Below are 15,888 nucleotides of genomic sequence, written 5' to 3' on the forward strand. Positions count from 1 at the left end.
AAACGGGGTGGGGCTGGCATTGGGGTTACCGTGCCCCGGTGCTGTTCAGCTGCCGGAGGGCAACCACAGCAGCAGCGCCGCGCCCAGCGCGATGCGGTAGAGGGCGAAGGCCGTGAACCTGTGCGACTTGATGTAGCCCATCAGCCACTTCACTACGACGAAGCCGGTGACGGCCGCGGCAAGGAAGGCCACGCCCACCTCGGTCCAGTTCTCGCTGCCCAGCTGCCCGTCCCTGGCCAGTTCCAGGAAAGTGTAGGCACTGGCGGCGAACATGGTGGGAATGCCGACCAGGAACACGAATTCGGCCGCCGCCGCGCGGCGGCTCAGGCCCAGCAGCATGGCCAGGAAGATCGCCGAGGCTGAGCGCGAGGTACCGGGGAATACGCCTGCCACCACCTGCGCCAGGCCGACGCCGATCGCCACGGTCCAGGTCACTTGGTCGCGGTCAGGCAGGCGCGCGGTGTAGGCCTCCACCAGCAGCATCCAGACACCGCCGATGATCAGCGCCCAGGCCACAGGACTGACCGTCTCCGGCAGCGACCAGCCGGCTTTGCGTACCACCAGGCCGACCACGGCGGTGACCAGGAACGCAGCCCCCAGCTTGAATACATACTCCCGGTTCTCACGCTGGTTGAAGCCGGTGGCCAGCTGCAGCAGGCGCTGGCGGAACACCAGCACCACCGCGACGATCGCGCCGGCCTGGATGACGATGTTGAAGAAGTCCGAGCGGGCACCCAGCCAGTGCTGGGCAATGAGCAGATGGCCGGTGCTGGAGATCGGCAGGAATTCGGTCAAGCCTTCGAGGATGCCCAGCAGCAGGGCGGAGAGCAGGTCGGACATGGACGGTGCGGGCACGCGCGGCAGGAAGGAAGAAGGTCGAGAGGATAGACGATCCCTGCTGCACCAAACGGGTGCGCCTGCTGCCGACTGCACCTGTTTGGTGCGCGCTGTTCCGCACCGGTGCGGGGCGGGCTCAGGTAAATCAACGACTTGCGGGTCGCAAAAAGTTGGCACGGTCATTGCTGTACCTCAGCAGGCATTCATCCCCATCCGAGGTCGTACCGATGTCCGTGGAAAACGTTGAGAAGCTGATCAAGGACAACCAGATCGAATTCGTCGATCTGCGTTTCGTGGACATGCGTGGCGTCGAGCAGCACGTCACCTTCCCGGTCAGCATCGTCGAGCCGTCGCTGTTCGAAGAAGGCAAGATGTTCGACGGCAGCTCGATCGCCGGCTGGAAGGGCATCAACGAATCGGACATGGTGCTGCTGCCGGACCCGTCCAGCGCCTACGTCGATCCGTTCTACGCCGATCCGACCCTGGTGATCAGCTGTGACATCCTCGATCCGGCCACCATGCAGGCCTATGGCCGCTGCCCGCGCGGCATCGCCAAGCGTGCCGAGGCCTACCTGAAGTCCTCCGGCATCGCCGAAACCGCGTTCTTCGGCCCGGAGCCGGAATTCTTCATCTTCGACTCGGTCCGTTTCGCCAACGAAATGGGCAACACCTTCTTCAAGGTCGACTCGGAAGAAGCGGCATGGAACAGCGGCGCCAAGTATGACGGCGCCAACAGCGGCTACCGTCCCGGCGTGAAGGGCGGCTACTTCCCGGTTCCGCCGACCGACACCCTGCACGACCTGCGCGCCGAGATGTGCAAGACCCTCGAACAGGTCGGCATCGAAGTGGAAGTGCAGCATCACGAAGTGGCCACTGCCGGCCAGTGCGAGATCGGCACCAAGTTCAGCACCCTGGTGCAGAAGGCCGACGAGCTGCTGCGCATGAAGTACGTCATCAAGAACGTCGCGCACCGCAACGGCAAGACCGTCACCTTCATGCCCAAGCCGATCGTCGGCGACAACGGCAGCGGCATGCATGTGCACCAGTCGCTGTCCAAGGGCGGCACCAACCTGTTCTCCGGTGACGGCTACGGTGGCCTGAGCCAGCTGGCGCTGTGGTACATCGGCGGCATCTTCAAGCACGCCAAGGCCATCAATGCCTTCGCCAACTCGGGCACCAACAGCTACAAGCGCCTGGTGCCGGGCTTCGAGGCGCCGGTGATGCTGGCCTACTCGGCCCGCAACCGTTCGGCCTCGTGCCGCATTCCGTGGGTGTCCAATCCGAAGGCGCGCCGCATCGAAATGCGCTTCCCCGACCCGATCCAGTCCGGCTACCTGACCTTCACCGCGCTGATGATGGCCGGCCTGGACGGCATCAAGAACCAGATCGACCCGGGTGCACCGAGCGACAAGGACCTGTACGACCTGCCGCCGGAGGAAGAGAAGCTGATCCCGCAGGTCTGCTCCTCGCTGGACCAGGCGCTGGAAGCGCTGGACAAGGACCGCGAGTTCCTGAAGGCCGGCGGCGTGATGAGCGATGACTTCATCGACGGCTACATCGCGCTGAAGATGCAGGAAGTGACCAAGTTCCGCGCGGCCACCCACCCGCTGGAATACCAGCTGTACTACGCGAGCTGACCGGGCGCGATGGCGGTGGGTTCCCCCTCCCACCCGCCGCCATCGCTTCCGTTCTCGCGGCTGGGGAGCCGCAGGGCGGGCGCAGGCCCGCCGTTGTAGAGCGGACTGTCAGTCCGCTGCATTGGAACGCGAGCCATTGGCCCGCTTATCCAGGGGCAAGAGAGAGACCGGATACGCGACCAGGGCCGCCCTCCCTCCCGCATCGGTCGTGCAAGGAGAGAGGCACGGCCGTCCCGGCCCTGTACGTGTCCGGTGCAACAGCCACGGTCATCATCCTGATGACCCGTGGTTGCCTGATGCCAACGCGCGCTGGCGCGCTGGCCCCATCCACCCTCGGGACATGCGCATGAAACTGATCTCCGCCATCATCCGACCGTTCAAGCTCGACGAGGTCCGCGAGGCCCTGTCCGATGCAGGCGTGTCGGGCATCACCGTGACCGAAGTGAAAGGTTTCGGTCGCCAGAAGGGCCACACCGAGCTGTATCGCGGTGCCGAGTACGTTGTCGACTTCCTGCCCAAGATCAAGATCGAAACCGTCGTCACCGACGAACGTGCCGACGCGGTGATCGAAGCGATCCAGTCGTCTGCCGGCACCGGCAAGATCGGTGACGGCAAGATCTTCGTGACCGCTGTCGAGCAGGTCATCCGCATCCGCACCGGCGAAATCGGCGCCGACGCGCTGTAAGCCCCCTTCCGGAGACTCCCCCATGAAGATGCGCCTTCTCACCGGGTGGCAAGCCCGGTTCCATGTCGTGTGGCTGTTGATGCTGCTCAGCGCGCTGGCCGCTGGTGCCTGGCCGGGCAGCGCCCACGCCCAGGCACAGGTGTCGCCGCTGCCGAGCGAAACCGTGGCGGTCGAGCCGCTGCACGATCCGGCCGCCACCGCCGCCGCGCCGGCCGTGGCCGAAGCGGCCGCTGCCTATGATCGTGGCGACGTCGCCTGGATGCTCACCTCCACCCTGCTGGTGCTGTTGATGGTGGTTCCAGGCCTGGCCCTGTTCTATGGCGGCCTGGTGCGTTCGAAGAACGTGCTGTCGGTGCTCAGCCAGATCCTGGTGGTGTTCTCGCTGGTGCTGCTGCTGTGGGTGGCCTATGGCTACAGTGCGGTGTTCAGCGCCGGCAATCCGTTCTTCGGCTCGTTCACCGAATTCGCCTTCCTCAAGGGCTTCACTCCGGAGTCGGTGGGTAATACGCCGATCAAGGGCCTGCCGGATTACCTGTTCGTCGCCTTCCAGTCGACCTTCGCCGGCATCACCACCGCGCTGATCGTCGGTGCCTTCGCCGAGCGCATCAAGTTCCGTGCGGTACTGCTGTTCTCGGCACTGTGGTTCACCCTCAGCTACATCCCGATGGCGCACATCGTCTGGGGCGGCGGCTACCTGGGTGAACTGGGCGCGATCGACTTCGCCGGTGGCACCGTGGTCCACATCAATGCGGGCGTGGCCGGCCTGGTCGGCGCGTGGCTCGTCGGCAAGCGCCTGGGCTACGGCCAGACCGCGCTGAAGCCGCACAACGTACCGTTTACCTACATCGGCGCCATGCTGCTGTGGGTAGGCTGGTTCGGCTTCAACGCCGGTTCCGCCGCTGCGGCCGATACGGTGGCCTCGCTGGCCTTCCTCAATACCGTGCTGGCCACCGCCGCCGCCGTGCTCGGCTGGACCCTGGTGGAAGCGATCGGCAAGGGCAAGCCGTCGGCGCTGGGTGCAGCCTCGGGTGCGGTGGCCGGCCTGGTCGGCATCACCCCGGCCTGTGGCACGGTCGGCCCGCTTGGCGCGATCGTGATCGGCTTCGTCGCCGGCGTGATCTGCGTGTGGGGCGTGACCGGCCTCAAGCGCCTGCTGAAGGTGGACGACACCGCCGACGTGTTCGGTGTGCATGGTGTCGGCGGCATCGTCGGCGCGATCCTCACCGGCGTGTTCAGCGCGCAGTCGCTGGGCGGCACCAAGGCCGATCTGGATATCGGCCACCAGGTGTGGGTGCAGGTGGTCAGCGTCGGCCTGACCGTGCTGTGGTCGGCGGTGGTGACCGCGGTCATCCTGCTGCTGGTAAAGGTCGTGGTGGGCCTGCGCGTGACCGAAGAAGCAGAGCGCACTGGCCTGGATGTGACTTCGCACGGCGAGTCTGCCTACGAGGCCTGAGGTAGCGGCGTACTGACGTGGTGGGTGCCGACCGTTGGTCGGCACTTCTCCTGTCCTGGTTCTGGTAGGTGCCAAGCTTGCTTGGCACAGGATCCGGGTCTGCTCTGGTGGGTGCCGACCGTTGGCTGGCACGGCCGGAGTGGCGCATCCACGCATGGCGTGGATCTACCGAATCTTTCTTGTGACATGCACCCTCGCGCCAGATCGCGCACAATCAGGCCATGCCTCCGATCCGCACCACACTGATGCTCTCGGCCTGCCTGTTGCTGGCCGCCTGCGCTTCCACGCCACGGGAAACGCGCAACCCGCTCGCCACCTGGGTGCCTTCGCCCAACCAGAACGCGCGCACGCCGGTCATCATCGTCATCCACCACACCGAGCAGAAATCGGTGCAGCAGAGCCTGCATACGCTGCGTACCGCCAACAGCGGTGGACCGGTCAGCGCGCACTACCTGATCGGCGCCGATGGCCATCGCTACCAGCTCGTCGCCGATGAGCGCCGTGCCTGGCATGCCGGCGCCGGGCGATGGGGCACCATCACCGATCTCAACTCGGCCTCGATCGGCATCGAGCTCGACAACGATGGCCGCAGCCCGTTCAGTGCGGCGCAGATCGAATCGCTGATCGTGCTGCTGCGCGACCTCACCACCCGCCTGAACATCCCGCCGCGCCAGGTGATCGCCCACGCCGACCTGGCACCGACGCGCAAGCAGGATCCGAGCCGCTTCTTCCCGTGGCAACAGCTGGCCGAGGCCGGCTTCGGCGTGTGGCCGCGCGCGGCCGACGGCGCGGCACCGGAAGGCTTCGACGCGTGGAATGCGCTGGCCCGCTTCGGCTATCCACTGGACAACCGAGAAGCCACCGTCGCCGCCTTCCACCGCCGTTTCCGTGGCCGCGACGACCTGCCCAAGACGCTGGATGCCGAGGACGCCCGCATCCTGCATTCGTTGCTGCTGCAGATGCCGTGACTCCGCGCATGAACGCTTGACCCCGCGCCGGGTTGCCGCCCAGCGGCCGGCCCGCCACCATGGCGGCATGATCGATTCCGCTACCTTCTTCAAGCGCAAGCACTGGACCCTGTTGGCAGCGGCGGTGCTCGCCGGTTGCGCCACCACCGCTCCCCGCACGGGTTCCGAAGCGCCCACGCCGACCTCGCCGCCGGCGGCCACCTACGCCAAGGTCGACTGGAAAGCCCTGCCCGCAGTCTCCGATGCTGATCTGCAGGCCGGCTTCGTTGCCTGGCGCAGCAGCTGCACCCGCCTGAAGAACGACGCCGCCTGGGCCAAGCCCTGTGCCACCGCCGCAGCCGTGTCAGACAAGGACCCGGCCGCGATCCGCCAGTTCCTGCAGCGCGACCTCGATGCCTATGCGCTGCGTGCCGGTGGCCGTCAGGCCGACGGATTGATCACCGGTTACTACGAGCCGATCTACCCCGGCAGCCTTACCCGTACCGATAAGGCCACGGTGCCGGTGTACGGCACGCCGGATGATCTGATCGTGGTGCAGCTGGACAGCCTCTACCCGGAACTGAAGGGCAAGCGCCTGCGCGGGCGGGTTGAGGGCAAGGTGCTCAAGCCCTATGACGATGCCGGCACCATCGCCGCCAAAGGCGTAAAGGCGCCGGTGCTGGCCTGGCTGACCGACCCGATGGACCTGCAGCTGCTGCAGATCCAAGGGTCCGGCCGCGTGCGCCTGGCTGATGGCACGCAGGTGCGGCTGGCCTATGCCGAGCAGAACGGCCACCCCTATCGCGCGATCGGTCGCTGGCTGGTGGACCAGGGCCAGCTGAAGAAGGAAGACGTCACCATGGACGCGATCCGCGCCTGGGCCCGGGCCCATCCCGCGCGCGTGCCGGAACTGCTGCGCAGCAACCCCAGCTACGTGTTCTTCGTGCGCACTCCGGACAGCCCGGAAGGTCCGCGTGGTTCACTGAACGTACCGCTCACCGCCGGCTACAGCGTGGCGGTGGATCGCACCGTGGTACCGCTGGGCAGCCTGCTGTGGCTGTCCACCACGCGCCCGGACGGCAGCCCGGTGGTGCGCCCGGTGGCCGCGCAGGACACTGGCGGTGCCATCGCCGGCGAAGTGCGCGCCGACCTGTACTGGGGCAGCGGCGAAGCCGCCGGCAAGCTGGCCGGCGACATGAAGCAGAAGGGCAACATCTGGATGTTGTGGCCGAAGGGCGTGGCGTTGCCAGCGCCGGCCCGCTGAAGCGCCCACCTGCGCGCTGCGAGGTCGGGCGATAATGGCGCCATTCCGAACTTTCCGGCCGCGTCTGCGGCCAGGACCTCTGCAATGACCTACGCAAAGCACAACGCAAAATCCGGCGCGAAATCCGCCGCAAAGAAGTACTACAAGCACTGGGCCGAATCGGGCCTGGGCAAGGGCAACGTGCTGATGGAAGCGCGTGGCGAGAAGATCGTGCGGCAGGTGGAAATCTACGGGACCAAGATGGTCTGGGCCGACGAGCATGCCCACAGCGACGACCGCTTCCTGCTGGCCGACCAGCCGGTGTCGTTCCTGGATTTCGACGAGGACGACGAAATCTCCGCGCGTGAATTCGAAGCCGCCTGGAAGAAGGCACGGGAAGCCACCGGCTACCCGGTGTAATCCCCCCCGGCTCCCGCCCTTGTAGCGCCGAGCTTTGCTCGACGCTGCAAAAGCGGTTACGGTGAAATGTTATATGATTACATTTCACCGTAACCGCCCCTTCCCATGACTCCCACCCTTTTGGCCGCCTTGGCGGCCGCGCCGTTCGCCCCTGAAGCTTTCGCACAGTCCGCCGATGCCGCGCTCACCCTCGGCAAGGTGCAGGTGCACCAGCACGGCGAAGGCCAGCTCAGTGCGCACCAGGTACTGACTTCGGTGGACGTGCTCGGCGCGGACCAGATCGAAGACCGCAACGTCTCGCACAGCTGGGAGCTGCTGGGGCAGATGCCCGGCATCCAGCTCACCGAAACGCGGCAGGGTGCCGAATCGGGCAAGGTCAGCTTCCGCGCCTTCAACGGCGAGGGCTACCTCAACGCGATCAAGACCCTCATTGACGGCATCCCCAGCAACGTCAACAGCGGCAACCAGCGCTTCATCGACATGCTGTTCCCGCTGGACATCAGCTACATCGAAGTGGTGCGCGGTACCAACGACCCGCGCTACGGCCTGCACAACATCGGCGGCAACGTGAACTTCGGTACGCGCCAGGGCGGCACCTACACCGACGCGCGACTGGCCTATGGCAGCTACAACACCCGAGATGCACAGCTGGCAGTCGGCCGTGAAGCCAATGGCTTCGCGCAGAACTATTTCGTCGGCACCCAGGCCAGCGACGGCTACCGCGATCACGATGCCTCGAAGAAGTATTCGCTGGGCGGCAAGTGGTTCCATGGCTCGCTGGACGACGGCCTGCGCGTGGGCCTGACCGCGCGCGCGTACCACCACGAAGCCGACGAACCCGGCTTCATGACCGCCGAGGAGCTGCGTACGCACCGCCGTGGCAGCGACCTGCGCAACGGCAACGATGGCGATGAACGCGACATGCGCCAGATCGCCGCGCACCTGGACATGAAACTGTCCGACGCGCTCACCTTCGGCACGCGGCTGTACTACAACCGCTATGAAGACGACCGCCGCGTGACCTTCAGCGACGTGCCCAACGGCAACCTGCCGCGCCAGCGCCGCGTGTGGGACGAGCGGCAGCATGGCCTGCTCACCACGCTCACCTGGCAGGCCAGGCCCACGCTTACCGTCGAGGGTGGCCTGAACTACGAGCAGCAGGACAACGGCTACATCCGCGAGCGCTACGCCTACGCCGAACCCACCGACTTCAGCCAGCCACCGGCGCGGGTGCAGAACAATGATCGCCACAGCTTCGACAACTGGGGCGCCTACGTGCAGGCGGTCTACCAGCCCGTCGAAGCCTGGAAGGTCGTGCCGGCCTATCGCGTCGACCGCTTCAGCGGCCGCACGCACCTGATGAACGGCATCACCGCTCGGCTGCAGGATTACGGCAGCATCGGCCAGCCCAAGCTGAGCATCATCCACAGCCTGGGCCAGACCACCCACGTCTACGCGAACTGGGGCCGCACCTTCCAGGTGCTGACCGGGTCCACCGCACCGGCCTACCTCACCCCGGGACAGGCACCGATGCAGCCGTCCACCAACACCGGCATGGAGCTGGGCCTGAAGTTCCAGCCGTTCGCGGGCGCCCAGGCACGTCTGGCGGCGTGGCAGCAGGACGCGGAAAACGAGGTATCCAACATGCCGGCCACCGGAACCACGGTCATTCTGGGCAAGACCCGCCGGCGCGGCGTGGATGCGCAGTTGAGCCTGCAACTGGGCGACGACTGGACGGTGTGGGCGTCGCACGCCTACCAGGAAGCGAAGATCACCCGCGACGACCGCGATGCCGGCGTTTCCCTGCAGGGACGCCAAGTGGCTGCCACCCCGCGCCACATCAGCAATCTGGGCGTGGATTACCGCGCCGGTGATGCGCTGCGGCTGGGCCTGCAGGCGCGTGCACAGGGCGATTACTACCTGGAAGAGCGCAACGTAGCCGGCAAGTTCGGTGGCTTCGCCGTGCTCGACCTCAGTGCTGCCTACCAGCTCACCCCGCGATTCAGCGTGGACCTGCAGCTGAAGAACGCCACCAATCGCCAGTACGCCTACGCCTGGTACGACAGCTTCTTCTGGGACAGCGCCCGCCCGATGTTTTCGCCGGCCCCGGGACGCAGTGTGTTCGTCGGCCTCAACATGAAGCTGTAACCGGCCACGCATCTGGTAGTGGTCGAGCTCGCTCGACCTGCGGCAGGGGCCGGAGCCCTTTTCTGGCGGAACGTGCTCTGACCCCGAACCCCGCGTTTTGCACTACATTGGTGCAATGTCCGACCCCGCACCGCCGCCGACCCTTGAAGCCCTGGGCACGCCGCTGGCGTGGGCCGGGGCCGATGGCCGCATCATCGGCTGCAATCCGGCCTTCGGCCGCTGGCTGGGCGTCAGCGGGCGCCGCCTGCTGGGCCAGCCGCTGGCTGCACTGGAAGTGCAGGGCGAAGCGCTGGCCCACTTCCTGGCACGCGATGAGCGCGACAGCCTGCGCCTGAACCGGTTGGCGCTGGCGGTGCCCGGCGAGGCGCCGCGCTTCGCCGAGGGCTGGATGAGCCGCCGCGACGATGGCGGCTGGTTGCTGGAGGCACATCCGGTCGACGAATTCCCTGGGCTGGACCCGACGCAGGCCCTGCCCAGCGCGCTCAGCGCGGCGCTGAAGGGCCTGGCCCACGAGCTGCGCAACCCGCTGGCCGGGTTGAAGGGTGCGGCCCAGCTGCTGGCCCGCCGCGCGGCCCAGCGCGAGGCCAGCGAACGCGAACTGATCGAACTGATCGGCTCGGAGATCGAGCGCCTCAACGGCCTGCTCGACCAGCTGCTGTCGCCGGCCCCGGCCGCACCCCACGCCGAACTGAACATCCATGCCGCGCTGGAACGCGTGCTGCGCCTGGCCGAGAACGAGGCCGGCTGGGCAGTACGCCTGCAGCGCGACTACGACCCCAGCATTCCCGAATTCCGTGGCGACGCCGACCGTCTTACCCAGGCGGTGTGGAACCTGGTGCGAAACGCAATCCAGGCCGGTGCCGGCAGCATCACCCTGCGCACCCGCGTGGAGCATGGCGCGCGCATCGCCGAGCAGCTGCACACGCTGGCGTTGCGCCTGGAAATTGCCGACGACGGCCGTGGTGTACCCGAGGAACTGGCCGAGCACCTGTTCCTGCCGCTGGTCAGTGGCCGCGCCGAAGGCACTGGCCTGGGCCTGGCGCTGGCCCAGCAGGTGGCGCGCGAGCACCGCGGCACGCTGACCTACCGCTCGCGCCCGGGTCATACCGTGTTCACCCTGCTGCTGCCGATTGTCAGTGGCGCCGCCCCGGCCGAGGAGGCCCCGCGCGATGTCTGAGTCTTCTTCGTCCCCGCAGCGCATCTGGGTGGTCGATGACGATCGTGCCGTGCGCTTCGTGCTGTGCACCGCGCTGCGCGAGGCGGGCTACCAGGTCGTCGATTTCGACAGCGCTGCGGCAGCCCTGCAGGCCCTGGGCGAAGGCGCGCCGCCGGCGCTGCTGTTCACCGATGTGCGCATGCCTGGCGACGATGGCCTCGTGCTGCTGGACAAGCTCAAGGCCGCGTTGCCGCAGCTGCCGGTGGTCGTGATGTCGGCCTATACCGATGTGGCCAGCACGGCCGGTGCGTTCCGCGGCGGCGCGCATGAATTCCTGTCCAAGCCGTTCGACCTGGACGATGCCGTGGCGCTGGCGCAGCGCGTGCTGCCGGCGGTGGCGCCGGCACTGGCAGCGCCCACGCCTGCGCCGGAAGCGCATGGCGACCAACCGCCGCAACTGGTGGGTGAGACGCCACCGATGCGCGCGCTGTTCCGCGCCATCGGTCGCCTGGCGCAGGCGCCGCTGGCGGTGCTGATCACCGGCGAGACCGGCACCGGCAAGGAGCTGGTGGCCAATGCACTGCATCGCGAATCGCCGCGCGCGCATGGGCCGTTCGTCGCGCTCAATACTGCTGCCATTCCGTCCGAGCTGCTGGAAAGTGAGCTGTTCGGCCACGAGGCCGGTGCCTTCACCGGTGCGCAGCGCCGCCATACCGGCCGCTTCGAGCAGGCCGATGGCGGCACGCTGTTCCTTGACGAGATCGGCGACATGCCGCTGCCGTTGCAGACCCGGTTGCTGCGCGTGCTCGCGCAGGGCGAGTTCTTCCGCGTCGGTGGCCGCGAACTGATCCGCGTCGATGTGCGCGTGGTGGCCGCCACCCACCAGGACCTGGAAGGGCTGGTCGCGCAGGGGAAGTTCCGCGCGGACCTGCTGCACCGCCTCGACGTGGTGCGCCTGCAGCTGCCGCCGCTGCGCGAGCGCCGCGAGGACATCGCGCAACTGGCCAGCACCTTCCTGGCCGCCGCCGCACGCAGGCTGGACACGCCGCCCAAGCGCCTGACCGCCGCCGCACTGCAGGCGCTGCGCGAACACGACTGGCCCGGCAACGTGCGCGAACTGGAAAACGTGTGCTGGCGGATGGCCGCGCTGGCCGCCGCTGACACCATCGGCGTGGCCGACGTCGATACCGCGCTGAACCGTACGCGGGGCGGTCGCGGCAGCATCAGCGGTGCCGATCCAGGCCAGTGGGAAGCGCTGCTGGCCGAATGGGCGCGCCGCCAGCTGGCCGAAGGCGTGGAAGGGCTGCACGCACAGGTGCGTGAGCGGGTCGACCATGCGCTGCTGGAAGCGGCGCTTCAGATCACCCATGGCCGCCGCGCCGAAGCCGCTGCCCGCTTGGGCCTGGGCCGCAATACCCTTACCCGCAAGCTGGGCGCTGGCCGCCGCCGCGGGGGCCATTGAACGGTCCCTGCACGCGGTCCTCGCGCCTGCTTGCCGAACTGTTGATCGTTCATGGACGATGCAACGCTTAGTGTCACCTGCAAGGAGTCTTCGATGCGTCTGTCCTTTGCCATCCTGCCGTTGTCCGCCGCCGTGCTGCTGTCTGCCTGTGGCAGTACGCCGAAGAAAGCCGAGCCCACCCCGCCGCCGCCGACCGTGGTCAGCGCTGCGAAGCAGGGCGAGGCCAATCTCGCGCCGGCCTCGGCCAGCATTGTCAGTGGCCGCATCGCACTGATGGTGGAGCCCGGCGGCATGCACATCACCGGCCTGGTCGGTGGTCTGCAGCCGATGCAGCAGGCCGGCTTCCACATCCATGAGCGCGGCGACTGCAGTGCGGTGGATGCCAGCAGTGCCGGCAATCATTTCAATCCCGGTGGCGCTGCGCATGGCCGCGCCGGCACCGGCAAGCACCACCTGGGCGACATGGACAACCTGCGTGCCGATGCCCAGGGCCGCGCCAACGTCGATATCCACCTCAAGGGCGTTACCCTTGGCGGAGGCGCCGCCACCGATATCGCCGGACGTGCACTGGTCGTGCATGCCAACGCCGACGACTATCGCAGCCAGCCCGCCGGCAATGCCGGCGTCCGCATCGCCTGTGGCGTGATCCGGGTCGTCCGCTGATCACTTCACTGCAGGCATCATCGAGGGAGAGATTCCAATGCGTCTGATCCACACTTCGCTGTTTGCGGCCATCGCCGCGCTGGGCCTGGCGGCCTGCAACCAGCAGCCGGCCGCGCCGCAGGCCGAAACCCCGCCGGCCGCGCCGGCCGACGGCGCCACCACCGGACCGGCGGCAACTCCGGAACCGGCTGCGGCACCGGCGGCCGATGCTTCGGCAACGGCCGAGCTGGCACCGACCCAGGGCAACGAGACCAAGGGCAGCGTCACCTTCAAGGTGGTTGATGGCAAGGTGCACGTGACCGGCCAGGTTACGGGCCTGAAGCCGGGTAGCGAGCACGGTTTCCACATCCACGAGAAGGGCGACTGCAGCGCGCCGGACGGCATGAGTGCCGGCGGCCACTTCAACCCGGGCAAGCAGGACCACGGAAGCGTGGCGGCCGATCCGCACCACGGCGGCGACATGCCCAACATCAAGGCCGACGACAAGGGCGTGGCCACCATCGACGGCCCGGTGTCGAGCAACGTCAACATCGGCAAGGGTGATGACTTCGACATCATCGGCCGCGGCCTGATCGTCCACGCCGATGCGGATGACTACAAGACCCAGCCGACCGGCAACGCCGGCGCGCGCCTGGCGTGTGCGGTGATCCAGAAGGCCCCGTAAGGACGCTTTTGCTGGAAACGGAAAACGCCGGCGCAAGCCGGCGTTTTTCTTTGCATCGCTTCCTGTAGAGCCGAGCCCATGCTCGGCTGCTCTTCGGTGGACCTGAGCCGAGCATGGACTCCGGCGCTACAGCAATACGCACGGCGGTCGCGCCCCGGCGAAACGCAATTGCACGGTAGCGCCGGGCCATGCCCGGCGGTGCGCATCCGCAGATCAGCGCGCCAGCAGCTCGCGCGCGTCCTGCCCGGCCTCGCAGTGCACGAACAGCACCGGCACGCCGTGTGCCTCCAGCACCGCAGCCATCTGCCGCTGGCGCATCAGGAACTGTTCGTAGATGCCCTTCAGGCGGTCGCAATCGTTCTTGCTGTGGTTGTAGTGCGCGCACCAACCGGCCGGGTCGAACAGTGCCATGCGTGCTTCGCCGTGCGTATAGCGCAGCAGCGGCTCGGGCGCGGCATTGAGCCACTCGTCCTCGCCCGGCGCCATGATCGCGGTCTCGATCAGCGGCCACAGCGCGGCCAGGCCCTGGTTGTCGTACTGCATCGACATCATCGCGGCCAGATCGTTCACGGTGAAGTAGCGTGCGTGTTCGATCCGCGCACCGAAGCTGTTCTGCGCCATCAGCGCGGTGTCGGCATGCGCCATGCCGTTGGCGAGCAAGGTGTCTTCCAGCGCATGCGCGACCGCGTTGGTGGTGGCCACATCGCTGCCGGTCAGCAGGAACGGCACCACGCGCAGGCCACCGCCAACCAGGCTGGCATCGGCCTGGAACGGCAGCGGCACATCACCCTCGGCATCGGTACCGAAGGCCAGCAGGCGCGGGCCCTGGTTGCGGCCCGGAGCACGCATCTGCAGTTCTTCCAGGCGGCGATGGATCGGCCAGCCCGGGCGCAGCACTTCGGCCGGGTCGAAATGGGCGGCGGCGAACACCAGGTCCAGCTCGGCTACCTGTGGCACCAGCTTGGACAGGTCACGGCCGACGCGTTCGGCCAGTTCACCGGCCTGTTCTGCGCTGAGCACCGCCTGGCGGGGGATTTCACCGCCGGCCAGTTCCAGGGCCAGCACGCCAAGGGCATTCATCGCGGGGTCGGGTTTGCTCATGGTTCCACGGTTGGCCCATCACAGGGCGGCAGCTACACTTGGCTCCATTATGCCTGCTCCGCCGTGCAGGCCATGTTGCAGACACCCTCATCCATGCCAGGTATCTCCATGCCCAACGCTCGTCCCGTCGCCATCCTCGGTGGCGTCCGCATTCCGTTCTGTCGCCAGAACACCGCGTATTCGGATGTCGGCAACCTCGGCATGTCGGTCCGTACGCTGGGTGCGCTGGTCGAACGGTTCGGCCTGCATGGCCAGCAGCTGGGTGAAGTGGCAATGGGTGCGGTGATCAAGCACTCCAGCGACTGGAACCTGGGCCGCGAAGCCACGCTGTCCTCCGGCCTGTCGCCGCTGACCCCGGGCATCACCCTGCAGCGCGCCTGCGGTACCTCGCTGGACAGCATCATCACCGTGGCCAACAAGATCGCGCTGGGCCAGATTGAATCGGGCATCGGTGGTGGTTCGGACACCACCTCCGACGTGCCGATCGTCTTCGGCAAGAAGCTGCGTGCACGCCTGCTGGCCGCCAACCGCGCCAAGAGCACCGGCGACAAGATCCGCGCACTCACCGCTGGCTTCAAGTTCTCCGAGCTCAAGCCCGAGTTCCCGGGCGTGGCCGAGCCGCGCACCGGCAAGAGCATGGGCGACCACTGCGAGGACATGGCCAAGGAGTGGAACATCTCGCGCGACTCGCAGGACGAGTGGGCGGTGTCCTCGCACAAGAAGCTGGCTGCCGCCTATGAGCGCGGATTCTTCAACGACCTGATCGCACCGTTCCGTGGCGTCGAGCGTGACAACATCCTGCGCCCGGATACCTCGCTGGAAAAGCTGGCGACGCTGAAGCCGGCGTTCGACAAGGTCTCCGGCCGTGGCACGCTCACCGCCGCCAACTCCACCCCGCTGACCGACGGTGCCGCTGCGGTACTGCTGGCCAGCGAAGAGTGGGCACGTGCGCATGGCCATGAGCCGCAGGCCTATCTGCGCGATGCGCATGTCTCTGCGGTGGACTTCGTGCATGGCGAAGGCCTGCTGATGGCACCGACCGTGGCCGTGCCGGAGATGCTCAAGCGCAATGGCCTGACCCTGCAGGACTTCGACATCTACGAGATCCACGAGGCCTTCGCCGCGCAGGTGCTGTGCACCCTGCGTGCGTGGGAGAGCGAGGATTACTGCCGCAACCGCCTGGGCCTGGACGCGCCGCTGGGCCGCATCGACCCGGACAAGATCAATCTGCTGGGCTCGTCGCTGGCCACCGGCCACCCGTTCGCCGCCACCGGCGCACGCGTGATCGCTACCGCCGCCAAGCAGCTGGCCGAACGCGGCGGTGGCCGCGCGCTGGTGTCGATCTGCACCGCCGGCGGCATGGGCGTGGTGGCGATCGTCGAACGCTGATCGCTGCGACTACCGGGTTCCACATATGAAAACGCCGCCCGGTGGGCGGCGTTCTTTTTCTCCGGTGGGTGCCGACCGTTGGT

General features: G+C 67.4%; 14 protein-coding genes. 12 read left to right on the forward strand and 2 right to left on the reverse strand.

Annotated elements, in window-relative coordinates:
• Positions 1 to 45: 45 nt before the first annotated feature.
• Positions 46 to 840, reverse strand: a complete 795-nt coding sequence (locus O0J15_RS15510) for an undecaprenyl-diphosphate phosphatase (RefSeq protein WP_111097740.1) — start codon at positions 838 to 840, stop codon at positions 46 to 48.
• A 224-nt stretch (positions 841 to 1,064) separates the two neighbouring features.
• Between O0J15_RS15510 and glnA the strand changes: the two genes are divergently transcribed.
• From glnA to O0J15_RS15565, 11 genes are all read left to right on the forward strand, one after another.
• On the forward strand, positions 1,065 to 2,474 hold the full coding sequence (gene glnA, locus O0J15_RS15515; protein WP_019661939.1) for a type I glutamate--ammonia ligase: 1,410 nt from the start codon (positions 1,065 to 1,067) through the stop codon (positions 2,472 to 2,474).
• Positions 2,475 to 2,820: 346 nt separating this feature from the next.
• Positions 2,821 to 3,159, forward strand: a complete 339-nt coding sequence (locus tag O0J15_RS15520; protein WP_004134334.1) for a P-II family nitrogen regulator — start codon at positions 2,821 to 2,823, stop codon at positions 3,157 to 3,159.
• Between the two features lie 22 nt (positions 3,160 to 3,181).
• A complete protein-coding gene (gene amt, locus O0J15_RS15525) occupies positions 3,182 to 4,612 on the forward strand; it encodes an ammonium transporter (protein ID WP_180877367.1) in 1,431 nt (476 codons plus the stop codon).
• Between the two features lie 221 nt (positions 4,613 to 4,833).
• Positions 4,834 to 5,580: an N-acetylmuramoyl-L-alanine amidase gene (locus tag O0J15_RS15530; RefSeq protein ID WP_019661936.1), complete on the forward strand. Its 747-nt coding sequence runs from the start codon at positions 4,834 to 4,836 to the stop codon at positions 5,578 to 5,580.
• 67 nt (positions 5,581 to 5,647) lie between these two features.
• Positions 5,648 to 6,823 carry a murein transglycosylase A gene (locus O0J15_RS15535; RefSeq protein ID WP_155028772.1) on the forward strand — a complete coding sequence of 392 codons (1,176 nt, stop codon included), beginning with the start codon at positions 5,648 to 5,650 and terminating at the stop codon, positions 6,821 to 6,823.
• A gap of 84 nt (positions 6,824 to 6,907) precedes the next feature.
• Positions 6,908 to 7,222: a hypothetical protein gene (locus tag O0J15_RS15540; RefSeq protein WP_053461818.1), complete on the forward strand. Its 315-nt coding sequence runs from the start codon at positions 6,908 to 6,910 to the stop codon at positions 7,220 to 7,222.
• 105 nt (positions 7,223 to 7,327) lie between these two features.
• Positions 7,328 to 9,370: a TonB-dependent receptor gene (locus O0J15_RS15545; RefSeq protein ID WP_308305904.1), complete on the forward strand. Its 2,043-nt coding sequence runs from the start codon at positions 7,328 to 7,330 to the stop codon at positions 9,368 to 9,370.
• Positions 9,371 to 9,485: 115 nt separating this feature from the next.
• The gene (locus tag O0J15_RS15550) at positions 9,486 to 10,547 is read left to right on the forward strand and encodes an ATP-binding protein (protein ID WP_308305905.1); all 1,062 of its coding nucleotides are present in this window, start codon (positions 9,486 to 9,488) and stop codon (positions 10,545 to 10,547) included.
• Positions 10,540 to 11,988, forward strand: a complete 1,449-nt coding sequence (ntrC, locus tag O0J15_RS15555) for a nitrogen regulation protein NR(I) (protein ID WP_134729770.1) — start codon at positions 10,540 to 10,542, stop codon at positions 11,986 to 11,988. The genes O0J15_RS15550 and ntrC overlap by 8 nt, the downstream gene beginning before the upstream one ends.
• Before the next feature lie 93 nt (positions 11,989 to 12,081).
• On the forward strand, positions 12,082 to 12,651 hold the full coding sequence (locus tag O0J15_RS15560) for a superoxide dismutase family protein (RefSeq protein ID WP_019661930.1): 570 nt from the start codon (positions 12,082 to 12,084) through the stop codon (positions 12,649 to 12,651).
• A 37-nt stretch (positions 12,652 to 12,688) separates the two neighbouring features.
• Complete coding sequence (locus O0J15_RS15565; protein WP_227844205.1) at positions 12,689 to 13,315, forward strand: superoxide dismutase family protein; 627 nt, start codon at positions 12,689 to 12,691, stop codon at positions 13,313 to 13,315.
• 213 nt (positions 13,316 to 13,528) lie between these two features.
• On the opposite strand, the gene O0J15_RS15570 is transcribed toward O0J15_RS15565, so the two are convergent.
• Positions 13,529 to 14,416 (reverse strand): hypothetical protein, encoded by an 888-nt coding sequence (locus O0J15_RS15570; protein WP_019661928.1) that lies wholly within the window; start codon positions 14,414 to 14,416, stop codon positions 13,529 to 13,531.
• A 93-nt stretch (positions 14,417 to 14,509) separates the two neighbouring features.
• Here O0J15_RS15570 and O0J15_RS15575 point away from each other — a divergent pair, with 93 nt between their 5' ends.
• Positions 14,510 to 15,805 carry an acetyl-CoA C-acetyltransferase gene (locus O0J15_RS15575; protein WP_308305906.1) on the forward strand — a complete coding sequence of 432 codons (1,296 nt, stop codon included), beginning with the start codon at positions 14,510 to 14,512 and terminating at the stop codon, positions 15,803 to 15,805.
• Positions 15,806 to 15,888 lie beyond the last annotated feature (83 nt).

It is taken from the genome of Stenotrophomonas sp. Sm10 (assembly GCF_030985515.1).
Lineage (GTDB): Bacteria > Pseudomonadota > Gammaproteobacteria > Xanthomonadales > Xanthomonadaceae > Stenotrophomonas > Stenotrophomonas hibiscicola.

Bases quoted from the DNA above. Each gene is read 5' to 3' on its own strand.
- O0J15_RS15510 (WP_111097740.1), bottom strand. From the start codon at position 840: ATGTCCGACCTGCTCTCCGCCCTGCTGCTGGGCATCCTCGAAGGCTTG.
- glnA (WP_019661939.1), top strand. From the start codon at position 1,065: ATGTCCGTGGAAAACGTTGAGAAGCTGATCAAGGACAACCAGATCGAA.
- O0J15_RS15520 (WP_004134334.1), top strand. From the start codon at position 2,821: ATGAAACTGATCTCCGCCATCATCCGACCGTTCAAGCTCGACGAGGTC.
- amt (WP_180877367.1), top strand. From the start codon at position 3,182: ATGAAGATGCGCCTTCTCACCGGGTGGCAAGCCCGGTTCCATGTCGTG.
- O0J15_RS15530 (WP_019661936.1), top strand. From the start codon at position 4,834: ATGCCTCCGATCCGCACCACACTGATGCTCTCGGCCTGCCTGTTGCTG.
- O0J15_RS15535 (WP_155028772.1), top strand. From the start codon at position 5,648: ATGATCGATTCCGCTACCTTCTTCAAGCGCAAGCACTGGACCCTGTTG.
- O0J15_RS15540 (WP_053461818.1), top strand. From the start codon at position 6,908: ATGACCTACGCAAAGCACAACGCAAAATCCGGCGCGAAATCCGCCGCA.
- O0J15_RS15545 (WP_308305904.1), top strand. From the start codon at position 7,328: ATGACTCCCACCCTTTTGGCCGCCTTGGCGGCCGCGCCGTTCGCCCCT.
- O0J15_RS15550 (WP_308305905.1), top strand. From the start codon at position 9,486: ATGTCCGACCCCGCACCGCCGCCGACCCTTGAAGCCCTGGGCACGCCG.
- ntrC (WP_134729770.1), top strand. From the start codon at position 10,540: ATGTCTGAGTCTTCTTCGTCCCCGCAGCGCATCTGGGTGGTCGATGAC.
- O0J15_RS15560 (WP_019661930.1), top strand. From the start codon at position 12,082: ATGCGTCTGTCCTTTGCCATCCTGCCGTTGTCCGCCGCCGTGCTGCTG.
- O0J15_RS15565 (WP_227844205.1), top strand. From the start codon at position 12,689: ATGCGTCTGATCCACACTTCGCTGTTTGCGGCCATCGCCGCGCTGGGC.
- O0J15_RS15570 (WP_019661928.1), bottom strand. From the start codon at position 14,416: ATGAGCAAACCCGACCCCGCGATGAATGCCCTTGGCGTGCTGGCCCTG.
- O0J15_RS15575 (WP_308305906.1), top strand. From the start codon at position 14,510: ATGCCAGGTATCTCCATGCCCAACGCTCGTCCCGTCGCCATCCTCGGT.